The organism is Streptomyces sp. NPDC028635, assembly GCF_040637635.1.
Classification (GTDB): Bacteria; Actinomycetota; Actinomycetes; order Streptomycetales; family Streptomycetaceae; genus Streptomyces.
The window spans coordinates 1-17,175 of sequence record NZ_JBEZWX010000049.1 but is presented as its reverse complement, the minus strand read 5'-3'; the positions used below and the strand labels follow the sequence as shown (position 1 = coordinate 17,175).

Genomic DNA, 17,175 nt, shown 5'->3' with positions numbered 1-17,175 from the left:
ACCCGCCGTCCGCCCGCGCGCAGGGCACGTCATCGTCGTACGACGGTGGCGTGCCCTTCCCGGGGAGGCGGCCGGTGGCCCCTCCCCCGGGGACGCCGCCGGCGTCAGAGCTGCGTGACGTCCAGCTCGCCCTGCGCGTACTTCCTGCGGAGGACCTTCTTGTCGAACTTGCCGACGCTCGTCTTCGGGACCGCCTCGACGATGGTCCAGCGCTCCGGGAGCTGCCACTTGGCGATGTGGCCCTCCTCGGCGAGGAAGGAGCGCAGCGACTCGAAGTCGGCCGTCGAGCCCTCCTTGAGGACGACCGTGGCCAGCGGGCGCTCACCCCACTTCTCGTCCGGGACGGCGACGACGGCGGCCTCGGCGACGTCCGGGTGGGACATCAGCGCGTTCTCCAGCTCGACCGAGGAGATCCACTCGCCGCCGGACTTGATGACGTCCTTGGCCCGGTCGGTGAGGGTGAGGAAGCCGTCGGGGGAGATGGTGCCGACGTCACCGGTCTTCAGCCAGCCGTCCTCACTGAACTTGTCCGCGGGGCGCAGCGCTTCGGCGTCGGGGCCGTTGTAGTACGCGCCGGCGATCCACGGGCCGCGCACCTCCAGCTCGCCCGCCGACTCGCCGTCCCAGGGCAGCCGCTCCCCGCCGGGGCCGGTGAGGCGGGCCTCGACGGAGGCGGGGAAGCGGCCCTGGGTGAGCCGGTAGCCGAACTCCTCGTCGGTGCCGACCGCGTGGGCCGGCGGGCGGGCCACCGTGCCGAGCGGCGAGGTCTCCGTCATGCCCCAGGCGTGGCAGACCCGCATGCCGAGCTGGTCGAAGGCCTCCATGAGGGAGGGCGGGCAGGCCGAGCCGCCGATGGTGACCTGGTGCAGGGACGACACATCACGCGGCCTGGCGTGCAGTTCGGCGAGCAGGCCCTGCCAGATGGTCGGTACGGCGGCCGCGTGGGTCGGCTTCACGCTCTCGATCATCTCGGCGAGCGGAGCCGGCTGCAGGAACCGGTCGGGCATCAGCATGTTGACGCCGGTCATGAAGGTGGCGTGCGGCAGGCCCCAGGCGTTCACATGGAACTGGGGCACCACGACCAGGGAGGTGTCCTGGTCGGTCAGGCCCATCGACTGGGCCATGTTGACCTGCATGGAGTGCAGGTAGATCGAACGGTGGCTGTAGACCACGCCCTTGGGATCGCCGGTGGTGCCGGAGGTGTAGCACATGGCGGCGGCCTGCCGCTCGTCCAGCTCCGGCCAGTCGTAGACCGTCGGCTTCCCGGCGAGCAGCTCCTCGTACTCGTGGACCTGCGGCGCGGCGTCCGCGAGCAGCGTGCGGTCGCCCGGGCCGGTGACCACGATGTGCTCGACGGTCTTCAGGTGCGGCAGCAGCGGGGCCAGCAGCGGCAGCAGGGAACCGTTGACCACGACGACCTTGTCCGCGGCGTGGCCGACGATCCAGGTCAGCTGCTCGGCGGGCAGGCGCAGATTGAGCGTGTGCAGGACCGCGCCCATGGAGGGGATGGCGAAGTACGCCTCCACGTGCTCGGCGTTGTTCCACATGAGGGTCGCGACGCGGTCGTCGTCGCGTACGCCCAGGTCCTCGCGCAGGGCGTGCGCCAGCTGGGCGGCGCGGGCGCCGATCTCGGCGTAGGAGCGACGCTGCGGTGCCCCTTCGCCCGTCCAGGTGATCACCTGCGAGGTGCCGTGGACCGCCGACCCGTGGGTCAGGATCCTCGAGATCAGCAGCGGTACGTCCTGCATCGTGCTCTGCACGGCGTCCTCCCGGGCGACGTCGCCTACGCGGTGGTAACGGTTGCGCTGATTCTGCGCACATACCACGCGGTATGTCACTAGGGAGCGGTGATCGATCACTGCGTCGCGGGTCACGGCACCGGTGTGAGCGGCGACTCCGGCCGGCTCAGCGCGCCGGTATCAGCTCCGGGTCCTCGCGCAGTTTGCCCAGCGCCCGCGAGACCGCCGACTTCACCGTACCCACCGACACGCCGAGCACCTCCGCCGTCTGGGCCTCGCTGAGATCCTCGTAGTACCTGAGGACGACCATCGCCCGCTGGCGCGCCGGGAGCTTCATGACCGCCCGCCACATCGCGTCGTGCAGTGCCTGCCGCTCGGCCGGGTCGTCGTCCCCGGGGAAGGCTTCGGGCTCGGGCAGCTCGTCGGTCGCGAACTCGTCGACCTTGCGCTTGCGCCACTGCGAGGTCCGCGTGTTCACCAGCGCCCGGCGCACATAGCCGTCCAGTGCGCGGTGGTCCTCGATGCGCTCCCAGGCGACGTACGTCTTGGTGAGCGCGGTCTGCAGCAGGTCCTCCGCGTCGCTCGGGTTCGCGGTGAGCGAGCGGGCGGCGCGCAGCAGCACGGACTGGCGGGCCCGGACGTACGCCGAGAAGGACGGGTACGGCGGCGCCCACGTCGCGGCCGTCGAAGCGCTGGTGCAGACGGGTGTGGTCATGTCTCCACGCTAGAAGCGGGCGGCGTGGCCGGGGATCACCCGCAGGTCCCGAAGCCGAGTCCCCCTCAGGTTGTAGGGGTGGGGCTCACCCCACCTCCCAGAGGTGGACCCGCGGGTGGACGCGGCTGCGGGACGAACCCCGAGAACGTCCTGCCCCCACGGCTCCGGACCAGCCCCGATGCGGGTACGGCGGCCTCCCGCCGCCACCAGGGTCGGCCCCCCGCCGCCACCAGGGTCGACCCCCCACCGCCGCCAGGGACGACCCCCCCCCCGCCGCCAGGGTCGGGCCGCCGGCGCCCTCCACGCCTGCGCGGCGGTTGCCGGTCCTCGCGCGGGGTGCCCGCGTCGGCCTGTCCGCACGCACGCCTGCGCGGCGGTGCCGGAGCACCGCCGCGCAGGACCTTGTGAACCACCCACAGAGCACACCTCGAACGGGCACCGAGGGGGGCCGGCGGCTGACGCGCCGGCCCCCCTCAGCTCACCACCACAGCGGGGAGAAGCTGACGGCGACGTTCTCGTTGCCCTGGTTGACCGCGGTGAACGCCGAGCCGTTCACCTGGGCCGTGTTGCTCTGGTTGGAGGCGCCGGAGCCGATCGCCTGCTGCTGTGTGGTCGAGGAGTTGCCGGTGTTGTGGCCGCCGACCCCGCTGCCCACGATGCCCTGGACGGCGTTGGTGACGGCCGCGCTCGATCCGTCGTCCGCGATGGCACCGTTGTCGGCCGTCGCGACGCCGGCGAAGAGGGCGGCGGCCAGCGGGAGGGCGGAGACAGCGGCGAGAACGCGGGCGGTACGGATGCTTGCCATGTGTGTTCCTCCATCGGGACCCACGCACCGGCCGGGCGGCCGGCAACGCGTCAAGTACGGCTGTTCACGGGGCAGTTGGCCATCCGCCCCGAGGGTTGTGCACGACGTCGCGAGATCAGAGTTGCCCACCGAATCCCCGGCGAACCAGCCCGGAAGGCGCTATTCGCCCTCAAGCGTGATGACAAGTCGATAAACCCCTATCACCACCTTTCACCGCCCCTTCACTCACAGGTCAGACACCTCGGACAGGCCCACCCCAAGCACCCCAAGAGGTGAACCGTTCCGCCACCCTTCCGGCCGTTCCATCGGCCTTCGGCGTGTCGCCGGCCCGGGGAACCGGCCCCCTCTTCCCATTCTCGAACACACGTACGAAAATGAATCCATGGCCCCCACCGACCGGCAGGCCAGGACGCTGGCCCTCGCCCACGCGCTGTCAGCCGCCGAACGCGGCCTGGCCGTCATCCCCCTGTCCCGGACGAAACTCCCGGCCCTGCGCTCCCCCCACCGCGACGACCCCGCCGGCACGCCGCCCTGCCACGGCGAGTGCGGCCGCTTCGGCCACGGCGTGTACGACGCCTCCACCGACCCCGGCCGCATCCGCGAACTGTTCGCCGCCGCCCCCTGGGCCACGGGGTACGGCATCGCCTGCGGACTGCCCCCGCACCATCTGGTCGGCATCGACCTCGACACCAAGACCGGCACCGACTCCACCACCGCCCTGCGCGAGCTGGCCCTGCGCCATCTGTTCACGATCCCGCCCACGGTCGTCGTCCTGACCCCCTCGGGCGGACGCCACCTCTGGCTCACCGGCCCCCCGGACACCGCGGTCCCCAACTCCGCGAGCCGTCTCGCCCCCGGCATCGACATCCGCGGCGCCGGCGGCTATCTGGTCGGTCCCGGCTCCCGTACCGAGCACGGGGAGTACACCGTCGCCCCCGGCAGCGCCCACCTGACACCGGCCCCCTGCCCGCCGTCGCTGCTGCGCCTGCTGCTGCCCCCTCGCGACGACCACCCGCCCCGCCGGCCGGCCGGCACGCACGGCCAGGGCCTGGTCCACTTCGTCCTCGCCGCACACGAGGGCCAGCGCAACACCCGCCTGTTCTGGGCCGCCTGCCGCGCCTACGAGAACGGCCTCGGCCCCACCCTGCTGACCCCCCTGATCGCCGCGGCCCGCGACACGGGCCTGACCGAACGCGAGGCCAGAGCGACCATCGCCTCGGCAGCCCGCCTGACGGGCCATGCGCCGTGACGGAGGCCCCCGTACGCGGGAACGCCGCCCGGCCGCCGGCCCGGACAGGCGGTCGGCCTCCCGCCCGGACAGCCGGTCGGCCACCGCACCGGACAAGGGAACGGCCCCCGACCCACTACCCGGGTCGGGGGCCGTTCTGCGTGTGCAGCACGCGGAGGCGGTGGGATTTGAACCCACGGTGACATCGCTGCCACGACGGTTTTCAAGACCGTTCCCTTAGGCCGCTCGGGCACGCCTCCCCGCACCGCCCGGTGGGGGCGGCGCGGGACAAGACTAACGGGTCGGCAGGCGCCGTGGGCGGGTCAGCTGTCGCCGACGCGGGAGCCCAGGGTCAGTTCGACCGTGTGGGACTTGCCGTCCCGCTCGTAGGTGATCGTCACCTGGTCGCCGGGCTTGTGGGTCCAGATCTCGCCGATCAGGGTGGGCCCGGAGTCGATCACCCGGTCGTCCAGCTTGGTGATCACGTCGCCCGCCTTGAGGCCGGCCTTGGCGGCGGGACCGCCCGGCTCCACCGACGAGGAGCCGCCCGCGCCCTGCGAGGTGATCGTGGCGCCGCCGCTGGACTCCTCCAGCGAGACCGAGGCGCCGATCTTCGCGTACACCGGCTTGCCCGTCTTGATCAGCTGCTGGGCGACGTACTTCGCCTGGTTGACCGGGATGGCGAAGCCCAGGCCGATGGAGCCGGACTGGCCGGAGCCGCCGAGGCCGCCGCTGCCGGTGGACTGGATCGCGGAGTTGATGCCGATGACGTTGCCGCCCGCGTCCAGCAGCGGGCCGCCGGAGTTGCCCGGGTTGATCGAGGCGTCCGTCTGCAGGGCGCTCATGTACGACGCCTGGCTGCCGGAGCCGTCACTGGAGGCCACCGGGCGGTTCTTGGCACTGATGATGCCGGTCGTCACCGTGTTGGACAGGCCGAAGGGCGCGCCGATCGCGATCGTCGCGTCGCCGACGGCGACCTGGTCGGAGTTGCCCAGCGGGAGCGGCTTGAGGTCCGACGGCGCGTTCTTGAGCTTGATGACGGCGACGTCGTAGCCCTGCGCGTGGCCCACCACCTCGGCGTCGTACTTCTTGCCGTTGGGGAAGGTCGCCGTCAGCTTGCCGCCGTTCACGGCGTCGGCGACGACGTGGTTGTTGGTGACGATGTGGCCCTGGGTGTCGAAGACGAACCCGGTGCCGGTGCCGCCCTCGCCGTTGGTGGACTCGGCCTGGATGGTGACCGTGCTCGGCAGCGCCTTGGCGGCCACGCCCGCGACCGTGCCCGGGTCACGCTTGACGTCACCGCCGCTGGTGGCCGCGGAGACCGTGGTGGAGCCGGTGCTGTCGTTGTCCTTGGCCAGGGTGTAGCCGAGGCCGCCGCCCAGGCCGCCGGCGACCAGCGCGGCCACCAGGACCGCGGCCAGCATGCCGCCGCGGCCGGACCTGGCCTTCGGGGCGGGCTGCGGGTACGGCGCGCCCCAGCCGTGCCCGGCCGCCGGGTCACCGCCGCCGCTGCCGCCACCGGCGTACGCCGGGGTGGCGGGGGGCGGGGGCGGCCAGCCGGCCTCCGGCGCGGAGCCGGGGGTGCCGGGGTGCGGCGCGGCGCCGGCGGGGGCGGTCGCCGGTGCCGGAGGTGCGGCAGGGGGCATCTGTGGTGCCTGGGGCACCTGAGGTGACTGGGTTGTCTGGGTCGGGGAGTGCTCGGGCGACGCCGCGGCGCCTGCCGAGGGGTGCTCCGCCGTCGGAACGGCGCCCGCCGGCGGCTGCTCCGACGACGCCGTGGCGCCGGTCCGCGGCGGAACCGGGTGCGCCGGTGCGTCGCCCTGGGGGGCCGGGGCGGGCGGGTGGGCGGAGGCTGCGGGAGATTCCACCGGCACGGGAGGTGCTGACGGGGCCGGGGGTACCTCAGTGCCCTCGTTCTCGGTGCTCACAGCTCTTCTCCTCGATCCACGGCTGTCGTTGTCGGTCACGGTCACAGGTCACGGGCCTGGGCACACGCGGGCCGCTGTGCATGTGCATTTGTATGCCGTCAGCTTTTCCCACGAGGCGTCAGGGGGCCATAAGCGGTGCCTGTGGGTTCCCGGCAACCCTTTGACCACCCTTTATATAGGACCTGTCCGACTAAAGGGGTGTATCACCGATATGCTTACCGTGCTTTCACCGCGCCCGCGGTCCCCCGCCTACCCCGTCCCGGTGGCACCATGACGCGGTGACCCACGCACGACCCCACCACATCCAAGTCGTCGCCCACCGCGGGGCTTCCGAGGACGCGCCGGAGCACACGCTCGCCGCCTACCGCAAGGCCATCGAGGACGGCGCGGACGCCCTCGAGTGCGATGTCCGCCTCACCGCCGACGGGCACCTCGTCTGCGTGCACGACCGCCGCGTCAACCGTACGTCCAACGGCCGCGGCGCGGTCTCCGCCCTGGAGCTCGCCGACCTGGCCGCGCTGGACTTCGGCTCCTGGAAGACCCGCGAGGCCTGGCGCGGGCGGGACGAGGAGCCGGACTGGGAGTTCCGGCCGGAGGACCGCGAGGCGACGTCCGTACTGACCCTGGAACGGCTGCTGGAGCTCGTGGCCGACGCCGGACGGCGAGTGGAACTGGCCATCGAGACCAAGCACCCCACACGCTGGGCCGGACAGGTCGAGGAGCGGCTGCTGCACCTGCTCAAGCGGTACGGCCTGGACGCGCCGGCCTCACCCGAGGAGTCACGGATCCGTGTCATGAGCTTCTCCGCGCGTTCGCTGCACCGCGTGCGTGCCGCCTCGCCGACGCTGCCGACGGTGTATCTGATGCAGTTCGTCTCACCGCGGTTGCGCGACGGACGGCTGCCGGCGGGCGTGGGCGTCGCGGGCCCCTCGATCCGGATCGTGCGCGGCCATCCCGGGTACGTCGAGCGGTGGAAGCAGGCCGGCCGGCAGGTGCACGTGTGGACGGTGAACGAGCCGGAGGACGTGGAGCTGTGCGCCCGCCTCGGGGTGGACGCCATCATCACCAACCGCCCGCGCGCGGTGCTGGACCAGCTGGGGCGTTGATCCACCGGAGTCCCGCGCCGGCCCGCCCCCGGCATCCGGTCGGCTACACGGCGGTAACGACAGTCTCAGCAGTCACCCATGCCTCTTGACCCTCACGCGCTTGCTGTCCCATCCTCACCTCTCGGCCACACCGAAGAAATCCAGCCACTTGATTACGGGGAGTGCTCCGGCGCGTTCGGTCCGTGTTCGACGGTGGTGAATGCGTCCACGGACGATGATTGGCCGGTTTCCGGTACAGGCCAATGGGGCAAACACACCGTGGCGTGGGGCGAAGGAGGTCTCGGGGGTGGCGTTGGTGGTGGCACAGGAGGTGCCCACGTCGTCGAGCATGGCCGTACCCCATGGCCCTGCGGGCGTGGGGAAGGCACGGCACCGGATGCGTGACCAGTTGCGCAGCAGCGGTGTTGCCGATTCGGTCATCGACGATGCCGTACTGATCCTTTCGGAACTCTTGAGCAACGCGTGCAAACACGGCCGCCCCCTGGGTGACGCGCTGGCCGGGGACGGCGATGTGCGGGCCGCGTGGCGGGTGGACCCGGGCGGCCGGCTGCTGGTCGAGGTGACCGACGGCGGCGGACCGACCCGTCCGGCCCCGGCCACGCCCTCGGTGACCGCGCACGGCGGTCGCGGCCTGAACATCATCACCGCGCTCGCCGACGACTGGGGTGTCCGGGACGGCGTACGCGGCGAGGTCACGGTGTGGGTCGTCGTCCACGACGACGTGTACGACCCGGACGCCGGGCGCCGCCGCGAGGACTTCGCCACGCGCGTGGCGGCGCCGCCGGTGGCCGCGATGGCCGATCTCGACTTCACCGACGCCTTCGACGACCTGGACTGACCCACGACGGCTGCGGGACTCCGGGTCCGCCGAGCCGCCCGCGGCCGTCCCGGTCCGGGCCCACGTCGTCCGGGTCCACGCCGTCCGTGGCCGTCCGCGCCGCGTTGTCCACAGGGCCGCGTCGGTCATGGCGTGAACGGCTAGGCTCGCGCCGTACCAGACGAGCCGTATCCGGGAGACACCCACATGGCCAAGAAGCGACCCCAGACGAAGGCCGCGCGCCCTCAGCTGAGCGAGGGAGAGATCCCGGTTGTCGGCGCCCGCGAGCCCTGCCCCTGCGGCAGCGGCCGGCGCTACAAGGCCTGCCACGGCCGGGCGGCGGCACAGGCCGAGACCGAGCTGGTGCACCGCCCCTTCGAGGGCCTGCCCGGCGAGTGCGACTGGGTGGCGCTGCGCGAACTCGTCCCGGCGGCCACCGTCGAGCTGCCCCTGAAGGACGCCCTGCCCGAGGGTGTCCCGTCGGTCACCCTGGCCACCGTGCTGCCGATGGCCTGGCCCGCGCTGCGCCGCGACGACGGCTCGGTCCTGCTCGGCCTGCAGAACGACACGGCGTCCGGCGACATCAGCCGCGATCTGGCCGACACGCTGCTGCGCGCCCTCGAGGCGGAGCCGGGCACGCCGGTGCAGGGCCGCCGCGCCCCGGCCGACGGTCCGCGGCTGCAGGATCTGCTCGACGCGAAGGGCGCGTTCGAGCCGGTGGTGCACAGCGGCTTCGAGTTCTGGGTGCCGGACGCGGAGAACGCCACGCCGGAGGTCGCCGCCTCCCTGGAGCGGGCGAACGCCGCGGCGATCCCGACCGTGCGGCTGACCGGTGTGGACGCGGCGTACTGGTGCGAGACCCCCGACAAGAACCACCTGCGCTGGGTCATGCCCCACCCGGAGGAGCAGCTTCTGGACGCGCTGGCGCGGCTGCACGCTGCGGGCGGTTCCAGCCTCGGCGAGGGCACGCGCCTGGTCGGCTCCTTCCGCGCCCACGGTCTGACCGTGCCGGTGTGGGACCTGCCGTCGTCGGTCACCGCGGCGGACGTGGAGAAGCCGGCCGCCGAGTTCGCCGAGCGCCTGGCCGAGGCGCTGGCCGTGCAGGAGCCGCTGACCGCGCAGGAGCGCCGGGCCCGCGGGGGCCTGACCAACCGGCAGGTCACGCTCAGTTGACCCATGCACCCCCGTGGGGGTGACACCCGTCACAGAGCGCGGCGGCGGCCGGGCCTCGCAGATGTCCGATTGGCCCGGTCGCGGCCCGTCGGTGAGTGTCCGAATACCCCAGGGAAACGCGAGATCGAATTTGCTTGGGGCCGATCTCTTGTTACGGTCTGAGTAGCCCGGTTGCTGGTGCATCCCCCGTCGCCAGCAACCGGGTCTTTTCATACGCGACGCCGTGCACCGTCCGGCGTCGCTCCTCAACTCCCCGTGTCCTGCGGCGCGTTGCTTCCGGCCCGCAGCAGCAGCGACCCGCCTCCCCCCGCCCGCGCGAACTCCGCGACGGCCGTGTAGGTGTCCGGGGTGCCATGGACCGGCTCCCGGGGCGTCTCGCAGGTCCCCGGCTCGTCCTCGGCGCCCACCGGGCAGCGCAGTTGCACCGTGCGCCCGCCCGGCCCCATCAGACTCAGCACCGACTCCAGCACCCGGCCGGTGGTGTTGCGGTAGTAGGTGCGCGCCCAGGTCTGCCCGCCCTGGGTCAGCACGCAGGTCTGCGCCTCGATGCCGTCGGGCGAGGTGACCTCGGGGCCGCAGCGGGCGGCGGTGGCCAGGCCGAGGCCCAGCAGGAGCGGGGACCGGGTGGGCGCGGCGGAGGGCGCCTGCCCCTCGGCGGATCCGGCGCCGGCACGGGCGGAGGAGCCGCGAGCGGAAGGGCCGCCGGGAGCGGAAGCGCCCGCGCCGCCGGAGGCACCGGCACCGGTCGCTTTCTCGTCGTCGTAGGTGACACCGGCGTACGACGGCGAGCGTACGACCGAGTGCTGGGCGTCGCCCACGCCGCCCGCCGACGCCACGGCCAGCGGCAGGGCGACCGCGCACGCCACGACGCCCGCGAGGGCTGCAAGGCGGAGGTTCATGAAAGGGACGATAACGACAGCGACCGGGCGCACGGATCCGGTCGCGTCCGACACCCCTACAACTCGGGCGCGCTCACACCCGTACGAGTGAGGGCGTCGACCACCGCGTCCACCACGGCCTCGACGTCGGGCACCCAGGGGGCGGCCGAGCCGGGCAGCGGGGCACGCTCCCAGCGGACGGGGCCACGCCCGGTGACGGAGGGCGGCAGGGCGATGTAGCCGCCCTCGCCGTGGAAGCGCAGCGAGCCGGGCACGAAGTCCTTGGCGTACAGCAGTTCGCCCAACTGCTCCATGGAGTAGGGGCGGACGAGGATCGACCAGCGGGTGTCCGAGGCGACCACCGGTCCGAGGCGCATGCCCTCGCGGTCGAGTGCGGCGAGCGCCCGGGCGGCCGGCAGGGCGGGCAGGCTCACCGCGCACGGCGCGCTGCCGCCGGTGGCCAGGATGATCGGCGCGGTCGGCCGGTTGGTCCACCACCAGCGCACCATGCGCTCGTCGGTGGTCGCGGCGAGCAGGCCGGGGTCGAAGGGGTGCGCGCCGGGCACCGTGCACTCCGGGTCGGGGCAGGCGCAGCGCGAGCGCCCCTCGGGGTCGGCCGCCACACCGGGCAGCACGGGCCACCCCCACTGGGTGGCGAATGTCAGGGCCGCGCCGATCAACTCAGGCCCCCCGCCCTTCCGCCGGGACAGACGGGACAGACGGGACAGGAGCCTGCGTCGCCTTCCGGGGATCTCGCGCATGAGCGCTCGTTCCTTTCCGTTGCACGCCTGGCAACACCGAGGACCTTGTCACACCATGTGTCGATCTCTGCACTGTGCGTACCTGCTGGCGCATCACACCCCGGCCTGACGCGCGGGGAACCCCTCTGGGCCGAGCTTCGGCGGCTTTCGTGCGGCCGCTGACGTCCATACCGCGTTCAGCACAAGCATGGGCGTGGCGTGGGGTGGCGAAGTATGGCGTTTGCCGTCTCGCGTTGTTCGCTTCGCCTCCGCCACGGGAGGATGGGGCTGGGTCGTCGGTGGCTAAGACGCCCGGTCCGGACAACAGGTTCCGGGTGGCCCCCACCACCCCGGCCCATACCGAGTACGTACCCATCACGACCGCTGTGACGCTCCGTGGAGCAAGGCCAGTCGACCGCAATCACCCGATACCTGAGGCAGTTTTCAGCCAACTTCGCTCTTGCGCAAGGGGTTACCGCCGGGAGCCCCGCAAAGCCCGTGAACACCACGGACACCAGTAATCCCAGCAGGACAATGCTGGACATCCCCTCACGAGTGCGTGTACATGTGGAGACACTGCTAGCGGCGCAGAAGACATGGGGGTTTGCGATGCTTTTCAGCAGTACGCACCGGTCGGAAAGCCGGTTGCCATGAACGCCCCTCATCCTCAGAAAGTGGCTGGAATCGATGCAGCGGTTCCGGCCCCCGCGCACACTGCCGCGCCCGCGCCCGTCACGGCGGGCACCGCCCCTGTGCCGCCGCCGCACGCTCCCGGCGCCCTGCTCCAGGACCGGCTCGCCGGCTGGGTCTCCGATCTGACGACCCTGCACGAACTCACCGAGCGCCTGGCCCGCACGACCTCCCTGGACGAGGCCCTGCAGGAACTGCTGCGCGCCGGAGCCGCCCTGGTCGGCGCCCGGCGCGGACTGGTCGTCCTCGAACCCGCCGACCGGCAGGGCCCCGACACCACCATCGGTCTCGGGCTCGGACGCGCCGACCTCGGCCACATCGAGACCGTGCCGCGCAGCGCCACCTCCTTCGGCCGCATCCTCGACGGACTGCCCGGCGGGGACCACGAGATCACCGAGCCGGACCTGTTCGCCGGGGACGGCCCCGACCCCCGCCACCGCGAGGTCGCCGCCCGCCTCGGATACGCCGCCAGCTACGCCCTCCCCCTGTCCGCCGAGACCGGCGGCCGACTCGGCGCCGCCGTCTGGCTGTACGACGAGCCGGCCGAACCGGTCGAGCGCCAGCGCCATCTGATCGGCCTGTACGCCCGCTGCGCCGCCGAACACCTCGCCCGGCTGCTGGAGGTGGAGCGCACGCGCGCGTGCATGGCGACCATCGCCGAGGAACTGCTGCCGTCCCGCCTCCCCCGCGTCGCCGGGGTCCAGCTCGCCGCCCGGCACCGCACCGGTCCGCGCGGCGGCGGCGACTGGTACGACGCGCTGCCGCTGCCGGACGCCGCCCTCGGCCTCGCGGTCGGCGCGGTCACGGGCTCCGGGCCGAGCGCCGTCGCCGCGATGGGCCGGCTGCGGGCCAGCTTGCGGGCGTACGCCGTGATGGAGGGCGAGGACCCGGTCGCCGTCCTGTCCGACCTGGAACTGCTCCTGCGTCTCACCGAGCCCGCCCGCTCGGCCACCGCCCTGTTCGCGTACTGCGAGCCCGCCCTGCGCAAGATCACCCTCGCCGGGGCCGGGCACTGCCCGCCGCTGCTGGTCGGCCAGCGCCGCACCGAGTTCGTCGAGACGTCCGTCTCCGCGCCGCTCGGCATGCTCGCCTGCTGGGAGGCGCCCAGCGTGGAGCTGCAGGCCGAGCCCGGCGAGACGGTGCTGCTCTACACCGACGGCCTGCTGCACCGCACCGGCGACCCGGTCGACCGTGCCTTCGCCCGGCTGCACGCGGCCGCCGCCGGGGTGCCCCGCTCGCTGCGGCGCGATCCGGACGCGCTCGTGGACCACGTGCTGCGCACGGTCCTGCCGGACGGGCTGGACTCGGCCGATTCGGAGGAGGACGTGGTGCTGCTGGCGGCGCGGTTCGAGTAGCCGCCCCGGGCAGGCCGGCAGGTCACCTCGTGTAATGGGTCATAGCGCCCTGGGCCCCCTTCCGTACGACCGTACGATGGAGGCGGTCCAGTGCCGTACCCAAGGAGGATGACCGTGGCGGAGGAGCTTCCGGAGACCCCGGAGACCGACGAGCCGATCAAGCAGCGGAAGAACGGCCTCTACCCGGGCGTCTCCGACGAGCTGGCGGAGAACATGAAGTCCGGCTGGGCCGACACCGAGCTGCGCGACCTGCGGCCGATCGCCCAGGCCGCCGAGACGGCCGCGCGCCGCGCGCAGCTGTCCGCCCGTTTCCCCGGCGAGCGCCTGGTGATCCCCGCGGGCAACCTGAAGGTCCGCTCCAACGACACGGACTACCCCTTCCGGGCGTCCGTCGAGTACGCCTACCTCACCGGCAACCAGACCGAGGACGGCGTCCTGGTCCTGGAGCCGCGCGGCGAGGGCCACGAGGCGACGCTCTACCTACTGCCGCGCTCCGACCGCGAGAACGGCGAGTTCTGGCTCTCCGGCCAGGGCGAGCTGTGGGTCGGCCGCCGCCACTCCCTGACCGAGTCCGAGAAGCTGTACGGCCTCCCGGTCGCCGACGTCCGCGAGCTGGCCGACGCGCTGCGCGAGGCCACCGGCCCGGTCCGCGTCGTGCGCGGCCACGACGCCGGCATCGAGGAGGCGCTGACCGACAAGGTCACCGCCGAGCGCGACGAGGAACTGCGCGTCTTCCTCTCCGAGGCCCGGCTGGTCAAGGACGACTTCGAGGTCGGCGAACTGCAGAAGGCCGTCGACTCGACGGTCCGCGGCTTCGAGGACGTCGTCAGGGTCCTCGACAAGGCCGAGGCCACGTCCGAGCGCTACATCGAGGGCACGTTCTTCCTGCGCGCCCGCGTCGAGGGCAACGACGTCGGCTACGGCACCATCGCCGCGGCCGGCCCGCACGCCTGCACCCTGCACTGGGTGCGCAACGACGGCCCGGTCCGCTCCGGCGACCTGCTCCTGCTGGACGCCGGCGTCGAGACGCACACGTACTACACCGCCGACGTCACGCGCACGCTGCCGGTCGGCGGCCGCTTCTCGGAGCTGCAGAAGAAGATCTACGACGCCGTCTACGAGGCCCAGGAGGCCGGCATCGCGGCGGTCAAGCCGGGCGCCAAGTTCCGCGACTTCCACGACGCCGCGCAGCGCGTGCTCACCGAGAAGCTCGTCGAGTGGGGGCTGGTGGAGGGCCCGGTGGAGCGGGTGCTGGAGCTCGGTCTGCAGCGCCGCTGGACGCTGCACGGCACGGGTCACATGCTCGGCATGGACGTGCACGACTGCGCCGCCGCCCGTACCGAGACCTACGTCGAGGGCACGCTGGAGCCGGGCATGGTCCTCACCGTCGAGCCGGGGCTGTACTTCCAGGCCGACGACCTGACGGTGCCCGAGGAGTACCGCGGCATCGGTGTCCGTATCGAGGACGACATCCTGGTCACCGAGGACGGCAACCGGAACCTGTCCGCCGCGCTGCCGCGCCGCTCGGACGAGGTGGAGTCCTGGATGGCCCGGCTCAAGGGCTGACGCGCCGGGCGTTCTCGCGAAGGGCGCGCCGCCGGGGTCAGACGGCCACCAGCGGCGCGTCCTCGCGCCATTTGAGGATCTTGTCGAAGCTCACCACCGCGCCGCCGCGTCCGGGCTTGTTGCCGACGTGGACGTGGTCGGCGAGTTCGCGGATGAGGAACAGGCCCCGGCCGTGCTCGGCGTCGTCGTGCGCGGGGCGGGGCGGGTCTGCGGCGGTGAAACCCGGACCGGCGTCGGCGACCTCGATGCGGCACATCTGCCCGTCGAGGTAGGCGGTGACGCGGTAGGCCTCCGCGCAGTCGCCGGGGCCCCGGTGCCCGCCGTGCTCCACGGCGTTGGCGCAGGCCTCGCTCAGGGCGACGGACAGGTCGTAGGAGATGTCGGGGTCGACACCCGCCGTCTCCATCGTCCCGAGCAGCAGGCGCCGGGCCAGGGGGACGCTCGCAGCTTCGCGCCGCAGATGGAGTGACCACCAGATGCTCATGCTCCAGCCTCCTGGCCGCGGCTCGACATACCGTTACGTATTGCCGCCCGTGCCGGGAAGTAAGCCAGGAATTGACGTGATGCCGCCCATATGGGGGATGCGCGGACGACGGCAATCGGTGTATGTGGGGCCCGAGTGCGCAATCGGCATCTTGTGGACCTGCCGTACGGCGGCGGTGGGAGCAGTGCGATGATGGGCCCGCCATGACTGCCCTCCCCCCGCGCTCAGTGCGCGCCGGACGTGACGTCCGGCTTCTGCGGGCCGCGGTGTTCGCCGCGGTCTGCGTCGTGCTGGCCGCCGGTGGGCACGCGCTCGCGTCCTGCGCCACGGTCCCGCTGTGGACGCTGGGCGCGGGTTTCCTGGGAGTGTTCCTCGTCGCCGCGCCGCTGGCCGGCCGGGAGCGTTCCGCGTGGGGGATCGCCGCGCTGCTCGGGGCCGGGCAGACCGTGCTGCACACACTGTTCGGGCTGGGCCAGCACGCGGCCGCGACCGTGCCGGGTGCCGCGGGCTCCTCGCCGGCCTCGGACGCGTCGCTGGTGGCGCAGGCCGCGCGGCTGGTGTGCGGGGCCGGTGCGGCTCCGCTCAGCCCCGTCCAGGCCCAGCGCATCCTCGCGACCGCGCGCGTGCAGGGCGCTCCCGCGCACCATCCGGCCGATGCCCTGTCCACGGCCGCCGGCTCCCCCGCCGCCCTGCTGCCGTCGCTGCCGATGCTGCTCGGGCACGTCCTCGCGGCGCTCGCCGCGGGCTGGCTGCTGCGCCGCGGCGACACCGCCCTGCTGCGGATCATGGAACTGGCCGCGCTGTCGGCGCACGAGGTCGCGGAAGGGGCGCTCATCCGGTCCCTGCGCGCGGCGCTCGCGCTGGTGCGCGCCCTGCTCGCGGGGCTGCCGACGGCGCCCGCCACGGGCCCGCGCCCGGTGCGCACCGCACTGTTCGCGCCGCCCGCCCCGCACACCACCGCACTCCAGCACACGGTGATCCGGCGGGGTCCGCCCGCCGCCGCACTCACCCTCGCCGCCTAGCGCGACGCGACCGCCACTCCACAAGAGGACGAGAGGCCGGCGCCGTCGTGCGGCGCATCACGCACGCGTGCGCGTGCGGATCCCTCTTCCTCACCGGCCGGTTCTCCGAACCGCCGGACTCACTCGAAGTGGAGTGCACCCTTCCATGAAGGTTTCCCGTGCAGCCGTCCCCGTCGTTCTCGCCGTGGCCGGTCTGACCGTCCTGTCGACGCCCGCCTTCGCGCACGTCTCCGTGCAGCCCGAGGGCGCCGCCGCCAAGGGCGGTTACGCCGTCGTCGACTTCAAGGTGCCCAACGAGCGCGACAACGCCTCGACCACCAAGGTCGAGGTCACCCTGCCCGCCGACCACCCGCTGGCCTCCGTGGCACCGCAGGCGATCCCCGGCTGGAAGATCGACGTCACCAAGGCGACGCTGGCCAAGCCGCTCACGATGCACGGCGAGAAGATCACCGAAGCGGTCTCGAAGGTCACCTGGACCGCCGAGGGCGAGGGCATCAAGCCGGGCTACTTCCAGAAGTTCCCGCTCTCCGTCGGCCAACTGCCCGAGGACGCCGACAAGCTCGTCTTCAAGGCGATCCAGACGTACTCCAACAAGGAAGTCGTGCGCTGGATCGAGGTGCCGCAGGACGGCCAGGCCGAGCCCGAGAACCCCGCGCCGGTGCTGAAGCTCACCGCCGCCGCGGACGACGAGCACGGCGCGTCCGGTGCCTCCAAGGCCTCCGACGACAGTGCCGCGGGCGCCGAGAAGACCGCCGCCGAGACCAAGGCGTCCGACGGCTCCGGCACCGACACCACCGCCCGCGTGCTCGGCATCGTGGGCATCGTCGTCGGCGCGGCGGGTGTGGCGTACGGCGTGTTCGCCGGCCGCCGGCGCGCCACCGCCTGACCTCCGCCCGTCCGTGGCGCGCGCGGGAGCCGCATCCGTGGCC

15 protein-coding genes and 1 tRNA gene are annotated in these 17,175 nt (G+C 72.9%); 8 read left to right on the top strand and 8 right to left on the bottom strand.

Translation table 11 applies throughout. The features are described 5' to 3' along the window. Positions 1–104: 104 nt before the first annotated feature. From AB0E88_RS32155 to AB0E88_RS32145, 3 genes are all read right to left on the bottom strand, one after another. Positions 105–1,748 (bottom strand): long-chain fatty acid--CoA ligase, encoded by a 1,644-nt coding sequence (locus AB0E88_RS32155; protein WP_361638011.1) that lies wholly within the window; start codon positions 1,746–1,748, stop codon positions 105–107. Between the two features lie 157 nt (positions 1,749–1,905). Then, entirely contained in the window at positions 1,906–2,454 is a 549-nt protein-coding gene (locus tag AB0E88_RS32150) for a SigE family RNA polymerase sigma factor (protein ID WP_361637976.1), read from the bottom strand. Between the two features lie 478 nt (positions 2,455–2,932). After that, positions 2,933–3,259, bottom strand: a complete 327-nt coding sequence (locus tag AB0E88_RS32145; protein WP_361637974.1) for a hypothetical protein — start codon at positions 3,257–3,259, stop codon at positions 2,933–2,935. Between the two features lie 382 nt (positions 3,260–3,641). Here AB0E88_RS32145 and AB0E88_RS32140 point away from each other — a divergent pair, with 382 nt between their 5' ends. Beyond that, entirely contained in the window at positions 3,642–4,508 is an 867-nt protein-coding gene (locus AB0E88_RS32140) for a bifunctional DNA primase/polymerase (RefSeq protein WP_361637973.1), read from the top strand. 152 nt (positions 4,509–4,660) lie between these two features. Here the strand turns inward: AB0E88_RS32140 and AB0E88_RS32135 are convergent. Beyond that, positions 4,661–4,747: transfer RNA gene (locus AB0E88_RS32135), tRNA-Ser, on the bottom strand. Positions 4,748–4,810: 63 nt separating this feature from the next. Continuing rightward, the gene (locus AB0E88_RS32130) at positions 4,811–6,415 is read right to left on the bottom strand and encodes a trypsin-like peptidase domain-containing protein (RefSeq protein ID WP_361637971.1); all 1,605 of its coding nucleotides are present in this window, start codon (positions 6,413–6,415) and stop codon (positions 4,811–4,813) included. 278 nt (positions 6,416–6,693) lie between these two features. Between AB0E88_RS32130 and AB0E88_RS32125 the strand changes: the two genes are divergently transcribed. The 3 genes from AB0E88_RS32125 (at position 6,694) to AB0E88_RS32115 (ending at position 9,511) form a co-directional block, all read left to right on the top strand. Further along, complete coding sequence (locus AB0E88_RS32125; protein ID WP_361637969.1) at positions 6,694–7,521, top strand: glycerophosphodiester phosphodiesterase; 828 nt, start codon at positions 6,694–6,696, stop codon at positions 7,519–7,521. Between the two features lie 199 nt (positions 7,522–7,720). After that, the gene (locus AB0E88_RS32120) at positions 7,721–8,359 is read left to right on the top strand and encodes an ATP-binding protein (RefSeq protein ID WP_361637967.1); all 639 of its coding nucleotides are present in this window, start codon (positions 7,721–7,723) and stop codon (positions 8,357–8,359) included. Positions 8,360–8,545: 186 nt separating this feature from the next. Continuing rightward, entirely contained in the window at positions 8,546–9,511 is a 966-nt protein-coding gene (locus AB0E88_RS32115; RefSeq protein WP_361637965.1) for a DUF5926 family protein, read from the top strand. Positions 9,512–9,756: 245 nt separating this feature from the next. Here AB0E88_RS32115 and AB0E88_RS32110 read toward each other — a convergent pair whose 3' ends face one another. Together AB0E88_RS32110 and AB0E88_RS32105 are read right to left on the bottom strand one after the other, a co-directional pair. Then, entirely contained in the window at positions 9,757–10,410 is a 654-nt protein-coding gene (locus tag AB0E88_RS32110; RefSeq protein WP_361637963.1) for a hypothetical protein, read from the bottom strand. 56 nt (positions 10,411–10,466) lie between these two features. Next, on the bottom strand, positions 10,467–11,150 hold the full coding sequence (locus AB0E88_RS32105) for a bifunctional DNA primase/polymerase (RefSeq protein ID WP_361637962.1): 684 nt from the start codon (positions 11,148–11,150) through the stop codon (positions 10,467–10,469). Positions 11,151–11,779: 629 nt separating this feature from the next. On the opposite strand from AB0E88_RS32105, the gene AB0E88_RS32100 reads away from it, so the two are divergent. Together AB0E88_RS32100 and AB0E88_RS32095 are read left to right on the top strand one after the other, a co-directional pair. Next, complete coding sequence (locus AB0E88_RS32100) at positions 11,780–13,174, top strand: PP2C family protein-serine/threonine phosphatase (protein WP_361637961.1); 1,395 nt, start codon at positions 11,780–11,782, stop codon at positions 13,172–13,174. A 108-nt stretch (positions 13,175–13,282) separates the two neighbouring features. Then, positions 13,283–14,740, top strand: a complete 1,458-nt coding sequence (locus tag AB0E88_RS32095; protein WP_361637960.1) for an aminopeptidase P family protein — start codon at positions 13,283–13,285, stop codon at positions 14,738–14,740. A gap of 37 nt (positions 14,741–14,777) precedes the next feature. Here AB0E88_RS32095 and AB0E88_RS32090 read toward each other — a convergent pair whose 3' ends face one another. Further along, positions 14,778–15,224 (bottom strand): ATP-binding protein, encoded by a 447-nt coding sequence (locus AB0E88_RS32090; RefSeq protein WP_361637958.1) that lies wholly within the window; start codon positions 15,222–15,224, stop codon positions 14,778–14,780. Between the two features lie 203 nt (positions 15,225–15,427). Here AB0E88_RS32090 and AB0E88_RS32085 point away from each other — a divergent pair, with 203 nt between their 5' ends. Both AB0E88_RS32085 and AB0E88_RS32080 read left to right on the top strand, forming a co-directional pair. Further along, complete coding sequence (locus AB0E88_RS32085; RefSeq protein ID WP_361637955.1) at positions 15,428–16,246, top strand: hypothetical protein; 819 nt, start codon at positions 15,428–15,430, stop codon at positions 16,244–16,246. Between the two features lie 145 nt (positions 16,247–16,391). Beyond that, complete coding sequence (locus tag AB0E88_RS32080) at positions 16,392–17,132, top strand: YcnI family protein (protein ID WP_361637953.1); 741 nt, start codon at positions 16,392–16,394, stop codon at positions 17,130–17,132. Positions 17,133–17,175: the final 43 nt, after the last annotated feature.